Raw genomic sequence first — 22,258 nt, 5'->3', positions numbered from 1 at the left:
GAGCATGCATAACGCCTATGGCAGTCGAGGATCAGTAATGGATTTGCTTGCCGGTGGCTCAAGACAGCACCAATTCGTCGTTTCTCGACGGCGGACCCGGTTCGGTGACTGCCTATGGTCTTCGGCATCAGCCTGGTGTTACGCATAGCGGACGGGACGTGCGAGCGGGCTGCGCCGCTCGCGGGATAAGGCGGCGGCCCTACGGCGCGCCAAGCCGGCATATTAGTCGTTGAGATGCTTTTGGCAAAATGCGTTGGTGAGGCGACGATCATGTCTTAGCGCGCCTTGACCCTTCGGCCCCCTCGTTGGCGATGCCCGACATCTCCTTTCGGGCAATCGCCTGATCGGGATGCGAGTCGAAGAAGGGGAGCTCACCTAACCCACGGCCGAATGCCCGTCGCGCACCTGCGCGATCGCAAGCGCCGTGGTGCTGTGCCATTCCATGCGAAGCGTGAGAGTCCTTTTCAGCCCGCGCAGAACCAGGAAGGAGGACATGGTCGAGAGCGCCGCGCCGGTGATGTAGCGCAAGCCCGTTTCGTACAGCGTGTGGAGGCTTCCGCGTCGCCGAGGATTGCGCCGCCAAGGCGGCGGCCTCATTCGCCGCAACACTTTCGATCGTAGGTCGAGCTCAGGAAGACGCGTGGTTGACCGGCATTGGGAAAACCAGCCGGATCGTAGCCGTGATGGATCGCGAGGGTAGCGAAGCCGAATTTGGCATCGTTCGCAGATGTGCCACTTTCCGGTCTTGGATTGCGGTCTCGGGCATCGGCTTCAGACGTGCCTTGGCTTTCGGAAGGAGTGGCTGCAAACTGGTTGATATGGAATGTCCAGTTGGCAGGAAAAGAAATGGTCCAGTCTCCAGGTCCCGGTGCTTCAACCCGCTCGCATGGCATGGGCGCGCGCCAGATCTACGAAGCGCTTCGCGAGCAGATCCTCAGAGGCGTTTACGGCACCGGAAGCCAGCTGCCGTCCTCCCGTGGTCTCGCCGAGGAACTTGGCGTCTCGCGAACGACCGTCACCGTCGCCTACGAGCAGCTGGCCGCGGAAGGTTTCATCGACATCCGTCAAGGCGCGCGCCCTCGTGTCGCATCCTCACTGCTGGGACATGAGCTGACCGCCAATCCCCCAAAACGGTTCGGCCCGGTTCACTTGTCAAGCTATGGAGAACGGCTGCGTGGTACTCCGCGCTGGCCGGATTACCTGCCGAACACGCTGAAGGTTGATTTCCGATATGGCGTCCTGGCGCCCTCAGATTTCCCCGCATCGGTTTGGAAGCGCGCGATGAACGCGGCGATGGCGCAGCGGCCGGCACGGCTCGCCTATGACGATCCGTGCGGTTCGAGCCGGCTCCGCCAAGCGCTTCAGGGCTATCTCTGGCGCGCCCGTACTGTGCGCTGCGACCCCGAGCAGATCGTCATCGTCAATGGTTCGCAGCAGGGCCTCGATCTCTGCGCGCGCCTGCTGCTCGACCCCGGGGACAGCTTCGTCATCGAGGACCCCTGCTACAGGATGGCGCGCCAGGTCTTTGCCAGTACAGGTGCCACGCCCGTTCCCGTCGAGGTTGACGATCACGGCATGCAAACGGAGCAACTGGCGGGGGTCGCGGCCCGGCTGGCCTATGTGACGCCCTCGCATCAGTTTCCGCTCGGCGGCGTCATGCCGATCCCGCGGCGGCATCAGCTTCTGGAATGGGCGCGGGAGCAGGGCGCCTATGTCATCGAGGACGACTACGACAGCGAATATCGCTACGATATCAGCCCCGTTCCCCCGCTGCATAGCCTCGAGGATCATGGGGCCGTCATCTACCTCGGCACCATCTCCAAGACGCTCTCGCCGATGCTGCGGATCGGTTATCTCGTCGTCCCGGCGGAATTCCTGCAGGTTTTCGAAACCGCCAAGCAGCTTGCCGACCGGCATTCTCCGATGGCGGGGCAGGAGTCATTGGCCTCTCTGATCGAGAGCGGTGGCTATGAAAGCCATGTGCGCCGCGTGCGCCGCATCAACGGCGAGCGCCGGGAGGCATTGCTGACCGCCCTGAAGCGCAGTTTTCAAGGTCGGATCGCCGTCCAGGGGGCAGAGGCTGGACTGCACGTCGTCATATGGTTCAACGACCTGCCGCGATCGCGTGAAACGGCGTTGGTCGAAGCTGCCCAATACGCGGGTCTGGGTCTGCACCCGATTTCGCCGCTTTATCATCGGCAGTCGGGAGCAGGCGAAGCCGACCGCGTCGGGCTTGTCATGGGCTATTCCGCCCTGAGCATCCGGCAGATCGAAAAAGGCGTCGAGATGCTGCGCGACGTCGTCGCTCGACTCTGAGACGCTGACGGTTCCGCACGCGGGTTAGAACGCATTCGCGGCCGCTCATCGTAAACAGTTCATCGTTGAAATAGTCGCGCGGCCGGGCGACGGCCGCGCTCATGGCCGGCTGACTAAGGTTGATGCTGCTGCCGCCGCCGTGAGGTTGCGCGCGATCCAAGCCTTTGTCTCATCTATCCGCAACGTGGATGCTTGTCATCGAAACAATCGATTTTGCCGATTGTACAGAACGTCCCATAGGAAGAATTCAAGGATGCAGCCCTAAGGAGATTGTCGATGCATGCGTTGGCTCCGAGGAGCATTTTCTGGTGTGTCCCTCCTGGTCTGCGCCGAACATCAAGCGAGCCGATCCCCTTTTCGACCAGGTACATCGGTGATCGGCGCAAGCTGCATCGCGTCGGCTCTTCGCGACAAGCTCCCCCCGATAGCGTAGGCCCCTACCTCAAGGATCGGGGTTATGCCGATTGCGAATGGCCGACCGGTACAACAATTGACCGCAAGGGTTCGCAGCTATGAGACGTCTCGATGACAGATGGAAGGTGCAGAGTGAATGCGCTGACGGCACCGGGCGTCGAAGCGTTTATCTGACGTTTGACGACGGTCCCAATCCATGTTTCACACCACAGATACTCGATGTGCTGGCGCAAAATCGGGTGCCAGCGACATTCTTCGTCATTGGTGCTTACGCCGCAGAGCATCCGGAACTCATCCAGCGAATGATCGCAGAAGGGCATGAGGTAGGCAACCACACGATGTCTCATCCGGACCTGTCCAAATGCGGTTTGGGCGAAGTGCAACGTGAAGTATTTGAGGCGAACCAGGCCATCATGCTGGCATGCCCGCAGGCCTCGATCCGCTACATTCGCGCGCCATACGGCGCCTGGAGCGAAGAAGTGTTCACTGCCTCAGAGATCGCGGGGCTGGCGGCCCTTCATTGGTCGATCGACCCAAGAGACTGGTCGCGCCCCGGCACCGACGCGATCGTCGATGCAGTGCTCGCCTCGGTACGCCCCGGCGCAATCGTGCTCTTGCACGACGGATGCCCTCCCGACGAGTCGACACGGAGCACTCAAGCCAGTCTGCGCAACCAGACCGTTATGGCGCTGTCCAATCTGATTCCTGCATTAGATGCCTGCGGATATGAAATTCGCTCGCTTCCAGAACATCACTGAAATGCGAGATCCCATGGACCTGCTTTCCCAGCCAGTACCTGTGTGGTCTCTCTTATGAAGGCTTACAGGCCGTTTACGCCCTGCGAACAAGCACTTCGTCGACATCGGACGAACTGGTCGGCTCCGACAGTTGGCTAGACGTCTGTTGTCACCTGCTACGATGAGGACCCGCGCAGGCTCTCGGCATGGCCCAGCACCGCCGGTAGGTTCACTCTTCGACGATTGTTGAATGTATGGTTCACTTCGCGTTGGATCGATTTCATTGGGCTTGTCACAGGCTCACATAGCGCGACCCTGCGGGATCGCTGGCTGCGTCCGAAAGGTTTGGCAGGCAATTCGCATACCGTGACCGGCACCGGGGATTCCGGTGCCCTGATCCGGCGCGCGATGCCATCTTTCACCAACTGGACTACCTCAATAGCTTCTGACTGGCTGTTTCCAATAGGCCAGCTTGCCGATACCTGACTTGGTAACGCAAGGAGTTTCGCGATGTACATCCCTCCCGCTTTCCGCGACGACGACAAGGAATGCCTGCGCGCGACCATTCGCGCGGCGCTGCTGGCGAACTTCGTTACCGTCACGGCGGAAGGGCCGCTCGCAACGCCACTGCCCCTCTTCCTTGACGAGAGCGAGGGCGAGCACGGCGTGATCTACGGGCACCTGGCGAAGGCCAATCCCCAGTGCCGTGTTCCGCCGCTGGGCGACGGCTTGGCCATCTTCATGGGGCCGGACGCTTACGTGACGCCGGCATGGTATGCGACCAAGCGGGAAACCGGGAAGGTCGTCCCGACCTGGAATTACGTCGCCGTCCACGCCTATGGCCCGGTCGAGTTCTTCGAGGATGCGGGAAGATTGCTGGACGTCGTGAATCGGCTGACCGACCACCACGAGGGCGAGCGCGCCTCGCCTTGGGCGGTGTCGGACGCGCCGCCGGATTTTATACAGGCGCAACTCCGCGGAATCGTCGGCCTGCGCATGCCAATCACGAGGCTGGAGGGCAAGCGCAAAATGAGCCAGAACCGGAACGCGGCCGACCGCGCTGGCGTGGCGGCGGGCCTTGCGGCGAGCGAGCGGGCATCTGACCGCGACGTCGCCGCTCTCATCCCAAAATAATCATGAACTTCGTCGGAATCGACCATCATGCCAGAACTGACCCCACTCGCCCTGTACCTCGCCGCGGCCTCCGTGCTCGCCATCACCCCCGGTCCGGGCATCTTCTACGTTGCCGCGCGCACGCTCGCCGGTGGTCGTCGGGAAGGTATCGCTTCCAGCTTCGGCACGGGGTTGGGGGGCATGATCCACGTCCTCGCCGCAAGCTTAGGTGTTTCCGCGATCGTGCTCGAGAGCTCGGAACTGTTCTCCGCATTAAAGCTGTTCGGCGCGGTCTACCTCGTCTGGCTCGGCTTTCGCACCTTTCAAGCCGCCCGCCTCAGGGGAGCGACTGGCGGCGATGACGGCGCCGCAGTGGGTCCAGTCGGACCCCGGCGGGCGTTTCGTGAAGGGGTACTGGTCGAGGCGCTCAACCCGAAGACGGCAGTCTTTTTCCTCGCCTTCATTCCGCAGTTCGTGAATCCGAGCGCAGGGCTCGTAGCTCTGCAATTCGTGGTGCTTGGCTCCGTGTCCATTGCGCTCAACACGCTCGCCGACATCGTGGTTGCCGTCGTGGCCAGCGGCATTCAAGACGGCGCGGCAGCGCGTCCCGGGTTGATCCGCCGCCTGAGGGAGGCGTCAGGTGGCGCGATGATCGCGCTGGGCGTCGGCCTCGCTCTGGCGAAACACCCTGCTGCCTGACTTTGGCGGGTACCTTGCGGAAGCAGTTGGATGGCTGCGAGCGAGTTCGGTCATTGCACCTATTTAACCATGTCTCAGGAGGCGCGGCACCGCCGTTTGGGTGAACGTCGGCTCATAAATGAGAGAAAAACATAGCGTGAGAGAAACGTGAGTACGACTGCCTCGCCTCGCTCATGCCCATCATTTCGGACCTCGCGAATCAACGCACGGTAGAAGCCAGTCAGCCGAGAATGACGCCCGTTTCATGGAAGGAAAGCCAAGCCATGCGCGAAGCATCGCCCCGCTTTGCACTCGATTATTTGGCGACGCCCGGACTTGACGTCAGGGCACTTTTCGCTTTTGCCCGCGACCAGGGCCTAACCGATGTCCAGATCCGCAGCCAACCGGGCAGCAATGCTATTGCACGCGGCATGCCGGCGGCGGACGTCCGGTCTGCGGCCGCCGACACAGGCGTTGGGATTATTTCCGTCAATGCCCTCCAGCGCTTCAATGAGTGGACCCCCGCCCGCAGGGCCGAGGCGAGCAAGCTCGCCGATTATGCAGCGGCCTGCGGAGCCAAGACGCTCATGCTGGTGCCGGTCAACGATGGCTCCTGGCCCGCCAATGTCGAGCGCCGGGGCGATCTCCGCGTCGCCTTGAAGGCGCTCAAGCCGATCCTCCAGTCGCGCGGTCTGATCGGTCTCATCGAGCCGCTGGGCTTCCGGACCTGCTCGCTTCGATCGAAGAACGAAGCGGCTAAGGCCATTGCCGCCATTGATGGCCAATCCGTCTTCCGCCTCGTGCACGACACGTTCCACCACACGCTTGCCGGGGAGACGTTCTTCTCCTCCGAGCTGACCGGTCTCGTCCACATTTCAAGCGTGAACGATCCGATCCACTGGATTTACCCGGATCGCGTCCTGGTCGGTTCCGACAATGGCAGCCAGATCCGGGCGCTGCTTGATGGCGGCTATGGGGGGCCCTTCTCATTCGCACCGTTTGTCGACGCAGCCCACCCGCTGGACGACCTCGCAGGCGCACTTGCCGCGAGCGTCGCTCTCTTCCGACACGGGCTATTGACGCGAGTGCCGGCGTGAGACGCGGGAGTAAATTAGGGCTGCCTGGGGCGCCTTTTGGCGTCCCCCGGAGAAGTCATTCGAGACGCCTCCTGTAGCAATATCTCTCGCAGCCAGATGCTTGCCGGATCACTGTTGTGAAGGGCGGGCCATTGAACGGCCTCGGTGAACGTGGGTAGTGGCAGCGGAAGTTCGATGATCCGCAGGGGGAAGGTTTTTTTGAAATGCTGAACCAGCCGGAAGGGCATGGTCGCTATACGAGCTGTGCCTGAGACCATCGGCGGGATCATGCTAAAGGCCTGCACAACGATCTCGACACGTCTCTTGAGACCATGCTCAAGAAAAAACTGTTCCTCGATGGAGGGCTTCAGCGTCCGCCCGAACTTGACCGCAACGTGCCTCATCGACATGTATCTCTCGAATGTAAGCTGCCGTGGCAGCTGCTTGTTCGTGGAGCAGCCCACGCACACGAGCGTCTCGTCGAACAGCGCCGCTCTTGGATGGGCACTTGACATGAACAATTCTGGAAAAATCAGAAAATCGACGTCACCGCGCCGGAGAAGCTCATCGGGGTCGTCGTCGATAGGCAACAATTCGAAGCTGACGGCGGGTGCTTCGCGTGCAACCCGCTCCACGACCTTTTCAAAAAACACGAGTGTGGCGAAATCGGAAAGAATGATCCTGAAACGGCGATCGGATTGAGCCGGATTAAACGGATCCCAAGAGATAATCGAGCACTGGATTTGCAAGAGTGCGCTGCGAACTGCGGGGGCGAGTGTTTCCGCACGCGGGGTTAGAACACGTTCGCGGCCGCTCGTCGTAAACAGTTCATCGTTGAAATAGTCGCGCAGCCGGGCGACGGCCGCGCTCATGGCCGGCTGACTAAGGTTGATGCTGCTTGCCGCCGCCGTGAGGGTCCGCTCGGTCAGCAGTGCGTCGAGCACGACGAGAAGGTTCAGATCAAGGCCCTTGAAGCGCATGGCTTTCACTTATCCATAGCGTGGATGCTCGCGATCTAAACAATCGATTTTACCAAACTTCCAGGGCGCTGCATAGATGACCGCACTTGACATGCGCCCGATCACGCCACTGCTTCTGCAGCGTGTGCTGGGAAATGACTTGTAAGTAGCCGATCATGTCGAACTCTCCGCCTTCTTCCAAAAGGCCTATGGGCGACAGGGGCTTTCAGGCGGTTGTAGCTGGGCCGGTGCAGGGCCGAGGGTTCGCGCAATCGGCTCTGATGTGCACGGCGTAGCAGCTCACTAGGACCTGCTGCGCCATTTCTTCACGGTTGGCGAGGTTGATTGCTTGGTAGGCGAACTCGGATCGTACAGGATGCATCCGGATCTTGAGAGACTCGGAATGAGTCGTTCTATCCGCGTCATGCGTCCGGTGCTGCAGCAGCGTGGCATTCCATTCGCTTTTGGCATGGTTCGGCACCCGCTGCGAAACCATCTTGAGAGGTTTTGCAGAGACGGCCAGACGACCATAGTGCCGGGCGTTCGCATCGCCACACATGATCGCGACCGCCAATGCGCTCGAGGTTTGCGATCAGGCACTGGGATGTTGTCCGCTCGGTTGCAGCCAATCGGCCCTCCATACCACGCCGCGATCGGCGTGATTTTCGATCCTTTGCACCGCGCTCGCCGTGCCCAGAAACGGCAAGTAGCAACTGCAACAGATAGGCTGGAGTCTGATGCTTGATAACATAAGAGCCGGAGCGAAGGGACGCGGCTCGTGCCCAGCAGGGACAAACAACCGAGACCTAAGCTTCGATTTCGCCAAAGGCATACTCATTACTTTGGTGATAATTGGGCACTTGTTACAATATTTAATCTACCAGGGCACCGACGCTTTCTGGCTGTCGCCGTATTTCAAGTCGATCTACATGTTTCATATGCCTCTCTTTATGGCGATAAGCGGATATCTTTCTTCTGGGGCAATTTTGCGAAAATCGTTCACCCAAGGTGTCGGTGAGCGGGCAATGCAGCTACTACTGCCAATGCTTTTTTGGTGTACGTTGATTTGGACGTTAAAGTCCGCAGTTATTTTTCCCATGAAGAGTTTAACTGATACATTGTTGGATTTGTCGACGGAAGTTATTGGAACCTATTGGTTCATATGGGCGGCATTTATTTCGTTCATTCTGATTAGAGTTCTTACAACTTTCAACCGTCTATCGATATGGATCATAAGCGCATCTGCAATTGCGGTCGCATTCGCACCCATCACGTTATCAATAACCCCGTTGTTAAAGTACACTTACCCATTTTATTGTTTAGGGTTCCTGTTTGCCCAGCCGATCGGATGGCAGAATGGCGTCATCTGGCGTCACAAATCCATTTTTGTTGTCTTATTTTCGATAGCGGCTTTCATATGCTTCCTCGGGTGGGGCAAGGAGACTTATGCCTACAACAATCTCGTTTTAATTCATGATGAACAGTCAGCTAAACAAGTTTTTCTGATGTTCTCTGGCTCTTTGGCGGCTTCTGCAGTAGCAATGCAGTCTATGTTCCAATGCTGGAGACTTGTCTACTCGACTAGAGTAGCTCGCTTCGTCGCGGTGCAGCTTGGTCAGAGCACGCTGCTGCTTTACCTGGTCCAGGGTGCCGTGTTTCGCCTCATGGATTTGATACAGTTTGGAGAAGTCTGGAATCTCACGACCAGAATCGCCTTCGCAACTGTGCTTGGAGTGGCGATTGTCGTCATAGCGATGGCAATTCGCAGTATTGCGCGCAACCTCGGATATGGGTCGCGGATCGTTGTCGGAGCGCCGCCACGCCCAAGTCTGCTCAAATCTCAATCTGTAATCAATTAGTCACGTGAAAAATTCGCATCTGTAATCGACATGTTTCATAGCTCCGGACCTATCCGATCGACTGTTGTACCGGTCGGCCATTCGCTCATCGGCCGCGCTATCCCCATAACTACGACGAGCACGTCCTCCACGCGCGCGGGCGGCAGGTCGGGACACAACACCTCTGAGTGGGACCGTAAACGAGCGCCCATAATGGTCACGATGACAAACAACCACGTTACGGACAGATGAGGCATGCGTTTCAAAGGCCTTGATCTGAACCTTCTCGTCGTGCTCGACGCACTGCTGACCGCGCGCAACCTCACGGCCGCGGCAAGCAGCATCAACCTTAGTCAGCCGGCCATGAGCGCGGCCGTCGCCCGGCTGCGCGACTATTTCAACGATGAACTGTTTACGATGAGCGGCCGCGAACGCGTTCTAACCCCGCGTGCGGAAACACTCGCCCCCGCAGTTCGTGGCGCACTCTTGCACATCCAATGCTCGATTATTTCTTGGGATCCGTTTAATCCGGCTCAATCCGATCGCCGCTTCAGGATCATTCTTTCCGATTTCGCCACACTCGTGTTTTTTGAAAAGGTCGTGGAGCGGGTTGCACGCGAAGCACCCGCCGTCAGCTTCGAATTGCGGCCGCTCGACAACGACCCCGATGAGCTTCTCCGGCGCGGTGACGTCGATTTTGTGATTCTTCCGGAATTTTTCATGTCGAGCGCCCATCCAAGAACGGCGCTGTTCGACGAGACATTCGTGTGCGTGGGCTGCCCCACGAACAAGCAGTTGCCACGTCAGCTTACATTCGAGAGATACGTGTCGATGAAACACATTGCGTTCAGGGTCGGCGGTGCCCAGATGCCATCCATCGAGGAACAGTTTTTGCTTGAGCATGGTCTCAAGAGACGTGTTGAGATCGTCGTACAGGCCTTTAGCATGATCCCGCCGATGGTCTCAGGCACAGCTCGTATAGCGACCATGCCCTTCCGGCTGGTTCAGCATTTCAAAAAAACCTTCCCCTTGCGGATCATCGAACTTCCGCGGCCACTACCCACGTTCACCGAGGCCGTCCAATGGCCCACCCTCCACAACAGTGATCCGGCAAGCATCTGGATGCGGCAGATAATGTTGCAGGAGGCATCCCGCATGTGAAGTCGCGGGCACTCCTGGTCTCAGTCTAGATTTACTCAGCGCCTCATACGGGTGCGAACCGGCGTGCAAAATTGGGTCTGACGCACATTCGATGATTTTGCATGACGGCGTGCCACGTGTTTCCCCATGCTGGCAGCCGGCAACACCAAAAAACATGAAGTGGAAGAAGTACTTTTACCGCAAGCTATGCGAGGCTGAAGGTTTTCGCCATGCGCCGCACCGAATTGCGGGGATACTGAGCGTGAGATAACTCGTCTCGTCCTCCTGCCGAATTCCGGTAAGCCGCCTTACCAAGGGCAGGCGGCGCTTGAGATTCCGCCGCTGGAAATCCGTCGCGCGGGGCTGTCGACGTTCAATCGCGGCTGGATCACAGTTGGTGAATACAACTACGATATCGCCGAACGATCCTCTATTTCGGGCCGAATCAGAAGCTGCGGGGCATGTTCGGCCCCGAGCTTCATGTAAGAGATCAGGCGCGCGATCCGCCCGATGCTCGCCGCAAGACAGAGCCGCATAGACCGCGTCGCCATGCCAGAGCGGTCGACGGACGAGGCGGTCCGGTTCGGTCCCGCACTCTTAGGTTCTCTCGTCGGCACCATCATTCGAAACGCCCCCGCCGGTCGAAATCGACCGGACAACAGCGTCCGATCACCCGGAGACGAGGCCTGCAACCGCCAAAAATCGTGCGTAGGATCGCACCGCGCGGCTGATGATTGCATCTTTCCCGCGCTGCACTGATGGCCTCTCTGTCAGGTGGTCTGAGGTTCGCGCTTCGGGCCGAGCAAGAACACTGTCAGGGCGCCGAGGAACGAGGCAACGGCGCTGTAGGCAAGGGAACTGGCGACGCCGGCATTGTCCATCAGTAGTCCGCCGAAAATCGCGCCCGCTGCGATGGCTACCTGGAACGTTGCGGCCATCAGCCCACCGGCGCTTTCGGCCTGCTCGGGAGCGGCGTGCAGCACCATCCATGTCTGCAGTCCCACCGGCACCGCGCCGAAGGCAAAGCCCCATACTGTAACCGCAATCGCCGTGGCCCAAGCCGATGCTCCCAGCGTCAGCAGCGAGACAGTGGCCATCGCTATGAACAGGGGAGGCAGGGCCGCGGCTGCCTTGAGGCTGTGCTCGGCCAGGAATCCGCCGGCCAAATTGCCGAAGAAGCCGCCGATGCCAAAGACGAGCAACACCAGCGAGATCGTCTCGATATCAAGCGCGGGAAACTTCTCAAGGAAGGCGCGGATATAGGTGAAGCCGGCGAAGTGCCCGGAAGCGACCAGCAGGACGACCAACATCGCGACTTTGATCATCGGATTCTTGGCCACATCCAGCAGACTGCGGAAGCTGGCCACTCCAATCGGAGGCAGCGTCGGAATGGTTATGAGTTGCACTACCAGCGTAACGGCGCCGACGACCGCAGCGATCATGAAGGCGGTTCGCCATCCCCAGATATCGCCGACATAGGCGCCGATTGGAGCCGCGCAAACGGCAGCGCAGGTAACGCCGGTGAGGATGATCGACATGGCGCGCCGCAGGAGGTGACTTGGAACGAGCCGCATCGCCAGCGCTGCCGAAATCGACCAGAACCCTCCGAGTGCTATGCCGAGCACGACGCGGGCGGCCAGGAGAACCGGCAGCGACCCCGCGACGGCCGATAGAACGTTCGACAGGATCAGCAGCAGCGTCATCGCCCATATGACGATCCTGCGGTCCAGGGGCCTTGTGATGACGGCCATCGTCGGCGCCGAGATCGCCCCCACGATGGCGGTCGTTGTCAGCGCCTGTCCGACTGCACCCTCGGTGATAGAGAGATCATGCGCGAGCGGTGTCAGCACGCTGGCAGGCAGAAACTCTGCCGTCACAAGCCCAAAGGTGCCTAAGGCAAGCGAAATGACTGCACCCCATGCGGGACCAGACCGTTGATCTGGCTGTTTTGGGTCATGCAGAACTCCGTCCATGAAGCCCGTAGCGGATTCGGTCATCAACAGGGTCTCCAGTTTGGATGTGCTGCAAACTCGGGTTGCTGCGTTGACCCGGATTAACGCCAGAAGCGCCATTCCCTGCGGCATTGCACGGACGAGGGGATGTTCATCGCTTCGCGATATTTTGTGACGGTGCGGCGCGCAAATCGATGGCCCTTTCCTTGGGCCGGACGACGATGTCGTCGTCGGAAAGCGCGTCATCTTGCGATTCGTCGGCGATTGTCGCCTTGATCCGATGGCGGACAGCTTCGGGGGGGACCGCGCGTCGCCACCTTGGGAGGACGCGCTCGCGACGGTGAAAAAATACTTCAGTTCGAACACTTCGCGCGGGGTCTGCATGTATGTGTTCGACGTCACCCGGCTTACCGTCGCCTGATGCACTTTGATCGCGTCGGCGACCCTCCTGGCGGAGGCGGGTAAGCGACAATTGGGCGAGCGCCACGGCTCCGTCAGTCTCGAACCAGCCATAGCAAATCAGATACCGGAGGAGGGACGTCTGGAGGGGACGTTCGGCGCAAACGTGCACGGTCTCCTTGGGCGCTTGTATGGAACTTCGCGTTTTTGCCATGGTTCTGTTCATAGCTTTCTACGTGCTTTGGTGGGCTCTAACGGATAACAGCAAGCGCTATGCCATTTCACTTGGGGGCACCGAATCGGACTATCTTTTGCCGAAGCCCTGTCGGCTTGAGCAGGGGCGCCGTGCATTGACCGAGACCGAGCGCGCCGCACAATCGCTTGGTCACCCGGACCGAGCAAAGGTGCTGTACTGTCGGAGTAGTCAGAACTTCCGCGCCGGCAAGGGAAGGCGAAAGCCGTTCCGGACGGGCCGAGCCGATGCATTGCCGCACGCCGGCATCGACCGCGTAAGGCTTTGTCTCTGGCGTGTAATTGCGTGCGCAGGCTGCGATCTGCGAAGATGCGGCCGTCGCGCCTACGATCGCGCTGTTGCTGCTCCCCCTGTCGAGGAAGGCCTTTGACACCTCCGAGCTCTTCAGCACGGCGCGCCGGTCTCCACGCCCTGAGGATCGAGTCCGGCTGGGCGTCACGGCGTTTGCGAGATTGAGATTCCTTGATTTGCTCCCTCGTGCGCGCCTATCCGAAAACATTGTTGTGTCCCGAAGGCTGACAAGAATGTCGCAAGCGCGACCAAAAGATCGCCACGGCCCACAGGGGCAATTGCGACCAGTGGCCTTCTTCGGAAATCGGGGGAGCAATACCCTTTCCTCGTCGACTTCGGACGCGGGCTCAGCCGTGCCCGCCGCGCCGCTAGGAACGACCTAACCTTGGCGGATGGCGGCTGGCCGATCACCCGGGTATGTCCGCGTCGATAAAAGAAAAGCGTCTGGTCTCAGCCAGGCGGACCTCGCGAAGGCCATCGGTATCAATTTGGTCGAATTCCTCGATCACGCCGAGACGATCGGTTTCGCTCCAATGGAACCAGCTGGCGCGGATTCGACCAAGTTCCCAACCGAAAACACACGAAACGCGGCGGCTTCCGACCGCCGATCAATGGGCCGAGGCCCGGTCGCTGTTACCCTCGAATGAGTCCGCCATGCCGAGGCGGCTCGTCGATAGCCGCGGGTTGGCGCCTCTCCGGGGCGCGTTGGCTGCACGTTCCGCCCCTTGGACCCCGCTTCCGGCAACAACATCCGGCCGCCAAAGCTCGCCCTTGTCAGTGCTCGATTACCACGCCGAGATGCCTGCTGGGGCTCCCGGTGCACGGGCACATTTATCGATCCGGCACGGTGTTGAGCGTGCGGAACCCGCCGCACGCGTTCCGATCGCTTGTTGTGCTCACCCGATCACGCGACCTGTCCCCACACGTCTTGAGGACATTCCCCTGCGGCTGGCTCATTGACCTATGGGCGGTTCCAGCCCGCCCGAAACCCTCGCCACCAGCTTTTTTCCCCGCCGCATGACGCGGCTTCCTCGCGCCGCTTCGCTTCAAAAAAGCTGCCCGCTCGGGTCCTTCGCTGCCGCTGCGGCCCTGCCGGGTTCGGGCGGTCCGGACGCGCCCATCACGGTCCGCCATCGCAGGGGAATGGTCCCCGGCGACAGCAGAAGGAGACAGGAAAATGACCGCGATCGGTTACGTCAACAAGCAGGAAAACGGCAGCTACAAAGGCCAGCTCAGGACGCTCAGCGTCCGCGCCGACATCGACATCGTGCCCAATCGGAGCAAGTCCGCCGACAACCATCCCGACTTCCGGGTGCTGACGCAGGGCGTGGAGGTCGGCGCCGGCTGGATCCGAACCGGGGAGACTTCCGGCAACGACTATGTGAGCTTGTCCATCGCCGCACCGGAGTTCGGTCCCCGCAAGCTCTACGCCAATCTCGGCCGCGCCGCCGGCCAAGACGATCAAGACACCTACGCCGTCATCTGGAACCCGGCCGACTGACCGGCCGGCTCAAGCCCTCGCGCCGCAACTCGGCGCGGGGGTTCCCGCCGACGCTCGCCCGAAGGGGCGGCGAAAACTCCCACCCGACTCTTCGCCCGTCCCCAGGACGACCTCGCTCGCCGATCCTCGCGGTCGCTTGTCCGAAGCGAAACGAGGACCATCATGGACGACGAAAACGACCGCGCGGCCCGCGCCAAGAAGGGCAGTCCGTTTCTGAACACCGCGCAGGCTGCCTTCTATATCGGCCTGTCCCAGCGCACCCTGGAAAAGATGCGGCTGACCGGCGGCGGCCCGAAATACCGCAAGCACGGCCGCTATGTCCGCTACCACATCGACGAACTCGACGACTGGTCGAAAGGCCGCCCGCCAGAACCCGGCTCCGACGATGACAAGGGCGGGTCCGGCTCAGCCGACGAGGGAGCCCGCTCATGAGCCAGCGGCCTTCCATCCATCTGATCGGCAGCCGTTTGCGGCGCGTTCGGGCGCGCAACGCAATCGCCATCGCCGCGATTGGCCTGAGCCTGACAGGCTTCACGGCGCTCCCAAAGCCGTCTCCCTTGCTGGTCTGGAACGCCTCGGCTAGCGCGCCGGTCGGTCTCTATCGCGTTGGGTCTGGCACGCCTGCGCGCGGCGATCTTGTGCTCGCCCGCCCGCCTGGCTTCGTTGCCTATCTCGCCGACCAACGCGGCTATCTGCCTCGCAATATACCGCTGGTGAAGCGTCTCGCCGCGCTGCCGGACGAGCATGTCTGCGCCTTTAGTAATGCCATCATCATAGGCGGCGAGATCGTCGCCCGTCGGCTCAAAATCGACACGCAAGGCCGTCCGCTGCCTTGGTGGAACGGCTGCCGAGCGCTCGCCCATGACGAGGTTTTCCTGCTCGGCAACGAAAAAAATCACTCCTTCGACAGTCGCTATTTCGGGCCGGTGCCGGCCGACAACATCATCGGGAGGCTGGTGCCGCTATGGACCGAGTGACCCTCCTGATGCTCGGCATGATCGCCGTCGCGCCATGCGCCCGTTCCGCCTCGACCGGCGCTGAGCCAGCCGTCATCTCCCAAAGTCCGCAGCTGCAACGATGGCAGCACTTCGTATCGGAAGCAAGCGCACGCTTCCACATTCCCCAGGCCTGGATTTGCGCCGTCATCGATGCCGAAAGCCGCGGCAAGACCGTCCTCGATGGCCGTCCCATCACCTCCCGCGCCGGCGCCATGGGTCTTATGCAGGTGATGCCCGGCACCTATCAGGAGATGCGCGTCGAGCACGGTCTGGGAGCCGACCCGCACGATCCGCGCGACAACATCTTGGCCGGAACCGCCTATCTCAGCGCCATGTATAAGCGTTTCGGATTCCCCGGCCTGTTTGCCGCCTACAACGCTGGACCCGAGCGCTATGAAGGCCATTTGAAGCTTCGAAGGCCGCTGCCGAAAGAGACCGTTGCCTATCTGAAACAGCTTGAGGCGACGGGGATTTCGGCGGCCGACATGAACGAATTCAAAGGCCAATCCACAACTTCAAAGGGGCGGAACGCTCCCTCCGGACGCTCTTTGTTCTTCCTTCGCGACGGTGTTCGCGCCGGTGAAACGAATGGCGGCCTTTTCGTGCCGCTCGGCAGGGATCTCGCGCGGCCAAAGAAGCACAATGGCTAGCGCTGTTGAGGGCATCCGGGAGGGGCCAGGGACGCTTAAGGCGAGGGGCGAGGGGCGCGTAAGGCAAGATAAAGGCACCGCCTCCGATAGGCGGTTAAGTCTTTGTCTGCACATCGCTTTCCCAGGAGGCTGCCAGCGGCACCAAGAGGCTGGGGCGCGCAAGCCGCCGATTTTGTTGCAGTATTTCGGGAGGCTTGCATGACAGACGACGAGTTCAGGCCAAAGCTTGGCAAGATCGGGTCGCGCGGCTCGAAGGCAGAAAAACGCTTCGCCGGCCAGGTCCGAGCTGCAATCAACCGAGCCGGCGGCAGGTCCCCGCGCGGTGGCCGCTTCACGGGAAGCCGGGCTGGGCGGGGTGGGGCCGCAGCCGCGCTGCTCAAGTCACGCGACCGCTACGCCGCCTTTCGGCTGCGACGTGTCGTCGTCAAGGCACGGGTCGTCAAACTGGCCGGCAAGGGTTCCGACGGAGCGCACGCGCACCTGCGCTACCTCCAGCGCGACGGCGTCACCCGCGAAGGCGAGCCTGGCCAACTCTATGGTGCCGACAAAGATCGGGTCGATGGCAAGGCCTTCCTCGATCGTGCCGATGGCGACCGGCATCAGTTCCGTTTCATCGTCGCCGCCGAAGACGGCATTGAGTATGACGACCTCAAGCCACTGACCCGACGCTTGATGGCGCAGATGGAAGAGGATCTCGGCACCAAGCTCGATTGGGTTGGCGTCGACCATTTCAACACTGGCCATCCCCACACCCATGTCATCGTTCGCGGCAAGGACGATCGCGGCGAGAATCTCGTCATCGCCCGCGACTACATCTCGTCCGGTTTGCGCGAGCGCGGGGCCGAACTGGTCAGCCTCGATCTCGGTCCTCGCACCGACCGCGAGATCGAGCAGCGCCTGCGCCAGGAAATGGAACAGGAGCGCTTCACCAGCATAGACCGGCAGCTGCTACGCATGCGCGACGACGACGGACATGTCACGCCGGACGGCCGGGACGCCTTTCGCCAGACGCTGCATCAGGGACGCCTGCGCAAGCTCGATCGGATGGGGTTAGCCGATGAGATCGGCTCTGGCAGGTGGCGTCTGGACGACGAGCTTGAGGCGACGCTGCGCCGCGTTGGCGAGCGCGGCGACATCATCAAGACCATGCACCGCGAGCTGACCGGCAAGGGGCTCGCCCGCAGTGCTGCCGATTACATTGTGCATGATCGACCGGAACCGCTGGCCGCACCTATTGTCGGTCGCGTCGTCGTGCGTGGGCTGGCCGACGAGATCAGCGACCGGCATTACCTCGTCGTCGACGGTGTGGACGGGAAAAGCCATTATGTCGATATCGGCAAGGGCGAGGCCGCTGGGCCGACGCCCGACGGCTGCATCGTGCGTGTCACGCCGAGGAACATCGAGCCCACGCCGGTTGACCGGGCGATCGCCGAGATCGCCGCTACTCATGAGGGCCGCTATTCCATCGACATTCACCTCAAGCATGATCCGTCCGCCACCGAACGCTTTGCCGAAACCCATGTGCGGCGGCTGGAGGCGATCCGCCGCGCGACCGCCGGCGTGGAGCGCGAGCCGGACGGAGCCTGGATCATCGCGCCAGATCACCTCAACCGTGTCGCTGACTATGAGCGCCAGCGGGCCAGGGCCGAGCCTGTTGTTGTCGACGAGCTCTCGTCAATGCCGCTGGAGCGACAGGTCCGTTCTGACGGCGCCACCTGGATTGACCAGCAGCTGGTTGCCGACCGACCGGAGGCCTTGCGCACCTCCGGCTTTGGCGGTGAGGTACGGGAAGCGCAAGTCCGCCGGCGGCAGTGGCTGATCGCGCAAGGCCTCGCGCATGAAGAGCAGAACCGGACCGTCTACCGCGCCAACATGATTTCGATCCTGCGCCAGCGCGAGCTGAACCGTGTCGCCGGCCAGCTGTCGGATCAGCTCGGTCTCGCGTATGCCGAAGCGCAGCCTGGAGATCGAATAGAAGGCACGCTGCGCCGATCCGTCGACCTTGCTAGCGGCAAGTACGCTGTCATCGAGAAGTCGCGAGAATTCACGCTGGTGCCATGGCGACCAGTGCTTGACCGACATCTCGGCAAGGAGGTTTCCGGTGTGGTGCGCGGGGAGGCCATCTCATGGACCCTCGGACGGCAGAGGAGCGGACAGAGCGTTTCGTAGTGGCGGCGCGGCGTGAAAGGAGGTACTGCACGTCTCATCGAAACCGTGTCACCTTTGAACCGTCGTGGCAGCCTCAAAACCGAACGTTAACGGGCTTCGAATGACAATAGGATCGTCAGGAGAGTGGCAGCTTTTTGCACCCTGCCTCTGGCGCTGGTTGCCAATTGGCTTATCATTAATGGGAAACAGCGCCGCATTGGGGACGAGTCGAGCGCGGAAGGTAACGGAACAATGGCGCGAACCGGCATCGCACGGAAGGATGACGATCTTGGCTTTTCCAGCGACCGTGCCTCGCTGCCGCTTCAGGCGCTTGTCGCCGAGGCGCGGGCCCAACAACAGAACGGAATCGCTGAGCGACTAGTCGACGCGATCGACGCAGATCGTAGGAAGAGGTCCAGTGCGCCGAGAATGCGTGAATACGCCATCCCGCCAGAATTGAGTGACGCACTGGTCGAGCTCAAGCCGAGCCGTAGGCTCAAGGATCTCGTCCTGGCACCGGAGACGTCGGGGGAAATCCAGGAATTCATTGACGAGTATTCGGAAATCGGATTGTTGCGGTCCCACGGTCTCGAGCCGCGGCATAAGGTGCTGTTGGTCGGGCCGCCCGGGACGGGCAAGACAAGTCTCGCTGAAATACTCTCGCACGAGCTGCGGCTGCCATTTTATGTCGTCCGGTATGACGGACTTATCGCCAGCTATCTCGGCGAGACCGCATCCCGCCTTCGCCGGCTCACTGATTTTGTCGCCGGGCAGTCCTGCGTGGTGTTTTTCGACGAATTCGACACGGTTGGCAAGGAACGGGGCGATACCCAGGAGACCGGAGAAATCAAGCGCGTCGTGAGTTCGCTTCTGTTGCAAATGGATGCGATACCCACGAACTGCGTGATTGTGTGCGCCACCAATCACCCCGAGCTCTTGGACCGTGCCGTGTGGAGGCGCTTCGAGCTTCGAGTGGACGTGCCACTTCCACGTCCGCAGGAAATATCCCAGTGGTTTCATCGGCTCCGGAAAGACTACGGTGACTCTATTGCCTTTATTGAGGAAAAATTCGTACGCACATTGAACGGTCTGAATTTCTCGGATATCGAAGCCTTCACTTTAGACGTGAGAAGGAAGGTCGTTTTGTCTCGCGGAAAACTTGCCGCCGACCAAGCGCTGCTTGAAGGTCTGGCCAAGCTCCGGCGGAAACGGTCAATTCGGGGGGGGGCTGAAGATAGTAGACCGGCCGATCATACGCATTCGCCGAAGCGAAAACGTGCTCAAGCGCTTAAAGGGGAGCCGAAAGGCTCGCTTCCCGAGGGCTCGCTCCTCTGAGGAACAATCCAGGAGGCTGGCTCCGGGCATCGCCCTCCTAAAGGAATCACTAGAAGCTGGGGCAACCACGAATGCAGCGTTCGCTTCTCCCGAACGTGCCTTGGTGTTCGAAACCATCGGTCCGGTCGAGCGGTTCGTTGCGGCCGCCGAGCAGCTTAGATTCGAGTGGCTGACCGAGGACTATGTCGGCTCAGACCCCGACCCTGTCACCGATGACGATGCGGACCAGGACGACGCGGGAGATGCCGACTCCGCTATGTCTCGCCTCTACCTCACCATGCCGACCGAAAACGGCATGCGCCAGCTGCTTGCCATGTGGCGGCGGTTCGAGTCGAAGCTATCGCCTCGCGAAGACGAAAAGGATTGGTGGAAAATATTCGGCTACCTTTCCAAAATCCGGGTGTGGAATGCTTCTGACAGGGTTGAACCGGCCACCCAGTTCTTCATCCACCGCCGTCTCGCGAAGGATCCGCAGGCGCCGGTGCGGCTTGAACTCGATCTGTGGTTCCACGAGAACGAGGAACTCCGCAAGAATGCGAAGCAGGCGCTCGAGGGCATTCTTTCAGCGGTGGGTGGCCGGATTGTCGATTTCGTGACGATCGAGCCCATCCGGTACCAAGTGGCACTGATTGAGGTCCCGGCCCAACAGGCTAGCGCGATTAGTTCCCGCACCGGGCGCTTGGCCAATGCCGACCCGATCATGTCGATCCGTCCCCAGTCGCTATACGCCACCAGGCCCCTCTCCGAGCCGGATTCTGCGGTGACTAGCCTGCGTGAGGGCACAAATGACGGACTGCGTCCCGCGGTGGCCGCGATCCTGGATGGATACCCAATGCAGAACCACCGCCTTCTGGATGGGCGGGTGGATGTCATCGAGGTTGACGTGTCGAGCGCCTGGGTTCCCGTCGCTCGGCGATATCATGGTACTGCGATTGCTTCCCTGATCATCCACGGCGATCTAGCAAATGGAGAGGCGCCACTGACGAGAAGCCTCAAGGCGGTTCCCGTCCTGGCCGCACCCCAGCATCTCAATGACGAGCGTACGCACCAGGACCTTCTTCCTATCGGCATCATCTATCGGGCGGTCTTTGCCCTGAAGGACGAGCACCAGCAGGCTGGGCCGGCGGGGCCCGATGTCCTGATCATCAATCACTCGATCTGTGACGCAGAAGGGCCTTTCGTGCGTCGGCCAACTCCCTGGGCGCGACTGCTTGACTGGCTATCGCACAAATACGGCATCCTGTTCGTCGTCAGCGCCGGAAATATAACAGCACGGTTTCCCTCCGGATATCCGGATCAGGCATCGTTCAACGCAGCTTCGCCCCTGGAACGACAGATCGCGCTCATTCGTGCGGTCGAGGCAAGCAAGGGCATTCGCGGTCTGCTCAGCCCTGCCGAGGCCATGAATGTCCTAAGCGTGGGTGCCGTGCATGCGGACGGGGCGGGCGCCTGCCCTTCGGACACTATCGACCCGTTCGCGCCGTCCAAATCTCGGATCGGCGATCGGCCCCGGGATCAACCGTTCACTCAAGCCGGATATTGTGGACATTGGAGGTCGGCAGGTCGCAAGGGCGGCCGATCACGCCGATGGGCACCTCGTCTGGCCGGACGAGATCGGACACATTGGCCTGGAGACGGCAGCACCCGACCCTTCGGCAGGATCTGTTACGCGTACCCGTCGCTCGACCGGTACGAGCAACGCAGCAGCTCTCGTAACGCGTTCGGGTATCCAGATTGTCGACGCTCTTGAGGAGGTGCTGGCCGAAGACGGGGTCAGCCTGCGGGATTTCAAACGGGCGGCTCTCGCCACGAAAGCATTGCTGGTGCACGGCTCCCAGTGGGGCGATGCCGGTACCTTGCTGGACGCCTCTTATCCACCGCCGGGCACGAAACAATGGCGGCGGCGCAGGGCAACGGTCACGAAATTCCTAGGATACGGCAAGCCGACGGTCGAGCGGGTGATATCAGGTGCGGTCAACCGTGTCACCCTGCTTGCCGATGATGAGATCAGCCACGAGCAGCTTCACGAGTATCGCATTCCAATCCCAACCGGCATGATCCGCTCAAGGGAGATCCGTAGGATCACTATGACGCTCGCATGGCTACCCCCGATCCATCCAACCTCCATCGCCTATCGGGGTGTGATGCTGGACGTCGTCGATCAGGACGGAAAGCGTAAGTTCTGGCGAGGTGTGAAGACGATCATGCAGCCCCATCCGGATGATATAAGGCGCGGAACCGTGGCGCACTTCATCCTTGAGGGGAGCAACAGCACTGCCTTCATGGACTCCAGCGGGCTGTTCATAGGAGTCCAGGCGCGCGCCAACCACCGGAATTTCCAGCAGGCTGCGGTTCCCTATGCACTCGCGGTGACGTTGGAAGTCGGCGCCACCGTGCGGGAGGATATTTACGCCTCCGTTCGCGAGGCCATCCGGCCAAGGCCGCGCGTACGTGCTTGAA

At 60.9% G+C, this 22,258-nt stretch carries 20 protein-coding genes and 4 pseudogenes; 18 read left to right on the top strand and 6 right to left on the bottom strand.

Going from position 1 to position 22,258, the window contains the following annotated elements; all coding sequences use genetic code 11:
- Positions 1 to 4: 4 nt before the first annotated feature.
- On the top strand, positions 5 to 148 hold the full coding sequence (locus tag JN302_RS33110) for a nodulation protein NodZ (RefSeq protein WP_446720385.1): 144 nt from the start codon (positions 5 to 7) through the stop codon (positions 146 to 148).
- 227 nt (positions 149 to 375) lie between these two features.
- Here JN302_RS33110 and JN302_RS33105 read toward each other — a convergent pair whose 3' ends face one another.
- Complete coding sequence (locus JN302_RS33105) at positions 376 to 528, bottom strand: PLP-dependent transferase (RefSeq protein WP_244846079.1); 153 nt, start codon at positions 526 to 528, stop codon at positions 376 to 378.
- Positions 529 to 846: 318 nt separating this feature from the next.
- Here JN302_RS33105 and pdxR point away from each other — a divergent pair, with 318 nt between their 5' ends.
- Positions 847 to 2,316: a MocR-like pyridoxine biosynthesis transcription factor PdxR gene (gene pdxR / locus JN302_RS33100; RefSeq protein ID WP_010913827.1), complete on the top strand. Its 1,470-nt coding sequence runs from the start codon at positions 847 to 849 to the stop codon at positions 2,314 to 2,316.
- Between the two features lie 22 nt (positions 2,317 to 2,338).
- On the opposite strand, the pseudogene JN302_RS33095 reads toward pdxR, so the two are convergent.
- Positions 2,339 to 2,499, bottom strand: a pseudogene (locus JN302_RS33095) (LysR family transcriptional regulator); the annotation flags it as partial.
- Positions 2,500 to 2,828: 329 nt separating this feature from the next.
- Here JN302_RS33095 and nodB point away from each other — a divergent pair.
- The 4 genes from nodB to JN302_RS33075 all read left to right on the top strand — a co-directional run bounded on the left by nodB (position 2,829) and on the right by JN302_RS33075 (position 6,355).
- Entirely contained in the window at positions 2,829 to 3,488 is a 660-nt protein-coding gene (gene nodB / locus JN302_RS33090; protein ID WP_010913829.1) for a chitooligosaccharide deacetylase NodB, read from the top strand.
- A gap of 489 nt (positions 3,489 to 3,977) precedes the next feature.
- Positions 3,978 to 4,601: an FMN-binding negative transcriptional regulator gene (locus JN302_RS33085; protein WP_010913831.1), complete on the top strand. Its 624-nt coding sequence runs from the start codon at positions 3,978 to 3,980 to the stop codon at positions 4,599 to 4,601.
- 27 nt (positions 4,602 to 4,628) lie between these two features.
- Positions 4,629 to 5,279, top strand: a complete 651-nt coding sequence (locus tag JN302_RS33080; RefSeq protein ID WP_202330438.1) for a LysE family translocator — start codon at positions 4,629 to 4,631, stop codon at positions 5,277 to 5,279.
- Between the two features lie 230 nt (positions 5,280 to 5,509).
- Positions 5,510 to 6,355, top strand: a complete 846-nt coding sequence (locus JN302_RS33075; protein ID WP_044549150.1) for a TIM barrel protein — start codon at positions 5,510 to 5,512, stop codon at positions 6,353 to 6,355.
- A 14-nt stretch (positions 6,356 to 6,369) separates the two neighbouring features.
- Here JN302_RS33075 and JN302_RS33070 read toward each other — a convergent pair whose 3' ends face one another.
- A complete protein-coding gene (locus tag JN302_RS33070) occupies positions 6,370 to 7,314 on the bottom strand; it encodes a LysR family transcriptional regulator (protein WP_010913834.1) in 945 nt (314 codons plus the stop codon).
- A gap of 160 nt (positions 7,315 to 7,474) precedes the next feature.
- Between JN302_RS33070 and JN302_RS33065 the strand changes: the two are divergent.
- Both JN302_RS33065 and nolL read left to right on the top strand, forming a co-directional pair.
- Positions 7,475 to 8,038 (top strand): annotated as a pseudogene (locus tag JN302_RS33065) (hypothetical protein); the annotation flags it as partial.
- The gene (gene nolL, locus JN302_RS33060) at positions 8,031 to 9,152 is read left to right on the top strand and encodes a nodulation factor fucose acetyltransferase NolL (protein WP_202330437.1); all 1,122 of its coding nucleotides are present in this window, start codon (positions 8,031 to 8,033) and stop codon (positions 9,150 to 9,152) included. The pseudogene JN302_RS33065 and the gene nolL, both read left to right, overlap by 8 nt.
- Before the next feature lie 35 nt (positions 9,153 to 9,187).
- Here nolL and JN302_RS39400 read toward each other — a convergent pair whose 3' ends face one another.
- On the bottom strand, positions 9,188 to 9,343 hold the full coding sequence (locus tag JN302_RS39400; protein WP_272481108.1) for a hypothetical protein: 156 nt from the start codon (positions 9,341 to 9,343) through the stop codon (positions 9,188 to 9,190).
- Positions 9,344 to 9,386: 43 nt separating this feature from the next.
- Here JN302_RS39400 and JN302_RS33050 point away from each other — a divergent pair, with 43 nt between their 5' ends.
- Positions 9,387 to 10,292 (top strand): LysR family transcriptional regulator, encoded by a 906-nt coding sequence (locus JN302_RS33050; RefSeq protein WP_202330436.1) that lies wholly within the window; start codon positions 9,387 to 9,389, stop codon positions 10,290 to 10,292.
- Between the two features lie 120 nt (positions 10,293 to 10,412).
- A pseudogene (locus JN302_RS33045) lies at positions 10,413 to 10,520 on the top strand (nitrogen fixation protein NifQ); the annotation flags it as partial.
- 521 nt (positions 10,521 to 11,041) lie between these two features.
- Here JN302_RS33045 and JN302_RS33040 read toward each other — a convergent pair.
- Positions 11,042 to 12,268, bottom strand: coding sequence for an MFS transporter (locus JN302_RS33040; protein WP_202334532.1), 1,227 nt, complete (start codon positions 12,266 to 12,268; stop codon positions 11,042 to 11,044).
- A gap of 56 nt (positions 12,269 to 12,324) precedes the next feature.
- A pseudogene (locus JN302_RS33035) lies at positions 12,325 to 12,670 on the bottom strand (RNA polymerase factor sigma-54); the annotation flags it as partial.
- A gap of 1,673 nt (positions 12,671 to 14,343) precedes the next feature.
- On the opposite strand from JN302_RS33035, the gene JN302_RS33030 reads away from it, so the two are divergent.
- The 8 genes from JN302_RS33030 (at position 14,344) to JN302_RS32995 (ending at position 22,257) form a co-directional block, all read left to right on the top strand.
- Positions 14,344 to 14,667, top strand: coding sequence for a DUF736 domain-containing protein (locus JN302_RS33030; RefSeq protein ID WP_006328923.1), 324 nt, complete (start codon positions 14,344 to 14,346; stop codon positions 14,665 to 14,667).
- A 162-nt stretch (positions 14,668 to 14,829) separates the two neighbouring features.
- Positions 14,830 to 15,099 (top strand): helix-turn-helix transcriptional regulator, encoded by a 270-nt coding sequence (locus tag JN302_RS33025; protein WP_006328932.1) that lies wholly within the window; start codon positions 14,830 to 14,832, stop codon positions 15,097 to 15,099.
- On the top strand, positions 15,096 to 15,644 hold the full coding sequence (locus tag JN302_RS33020) for a S26 family signal peptidase (protein WP_202330435.1): 549 nt from the start codon (positions 15,096 to 15,098) through the stop codon (positions 15,642 to 15,644). Before JN302_RS33025 ends, JN302_RS33020 begins: the two co-directional genes overlap by 4 nt.
- Complete coding sequence (locus JN302_RS33015; protein ID WP_202330434.1) at positions 15,632 to 16,315, top strand: lytic transglycosylase domain-containing protein; 684 nt, start codon at positions 15,632 to 15,634, stop codon at positions 16,313 to 16,315. Before JN302_RS33020 ends, JN302_RS33015 begins: the two co-directional genes overlap by 13 nt.
- A 198-nt stretch (positions 16,316 to 16,513) precedes the next feature.
- Positions 16,514 to 18,484: a relaxase/mobilization nuclease RlxS gene (gene rlxS, locus JN302_RS33010; protein ID WP_202324022.1), complete on the top strand. Its 1,971-nt coding sequence runs from the start codon at positions 16,514 to 16,516 to the stop codon at positions 18,482 to 18,484.
- Between the two features lie 123 nt (positions 18,485 to 18,607).
- Positions 18,608 to 19,798 (top strand): AAA family ATPase, encoded by a 1,191-nt coding sequence (locus JN302_RS33005; protein ID WP_202330433.1) that lies wholly within the window; start codon positions 18,608 to 18,610, stop codon positions 19,796 to 19,798.
- Positions 19,799 to 19,901: 103 nt separating this feature from the next.
- Entirely contained in the window at positions 19,902 to 21,548 is a 1,647-nt protein-coding gene (locus JN302_RS33000; protein ID WP_342215997.1) for a S8 family serine peptidase, read from the top strand.
- A gap of 4 nt (positions 21,549 to 21,552) precedes the next feature.
- The gene (locus JN302_RS32995; protein WP_202330431.1) at positions 21,553 to 22,257 is read left to right on the top strand and encodes a hypothetical protein; all 705 of its coding nucleotides are present in this window, start codon (positions 21,553 to 21,555) and stop codon (positions 22,255 to 22,257) included.
- Position 22,258 lies beyond the last annotated feature (1 nt).

The organism is Mesorhizobium sp. L-8-3 (assembly GCF_016756615.1).
Classification (GTDB): Bacteria; Pseudomonadota; Alphaproteobacteria; order Rhizobiales; family Rhizobiaceae.
The sequence above is the reverse complement of the archived record's forward strand: the minus strand, read 5'-3'. Positions and strand labels throughout refer to the sequence as shown.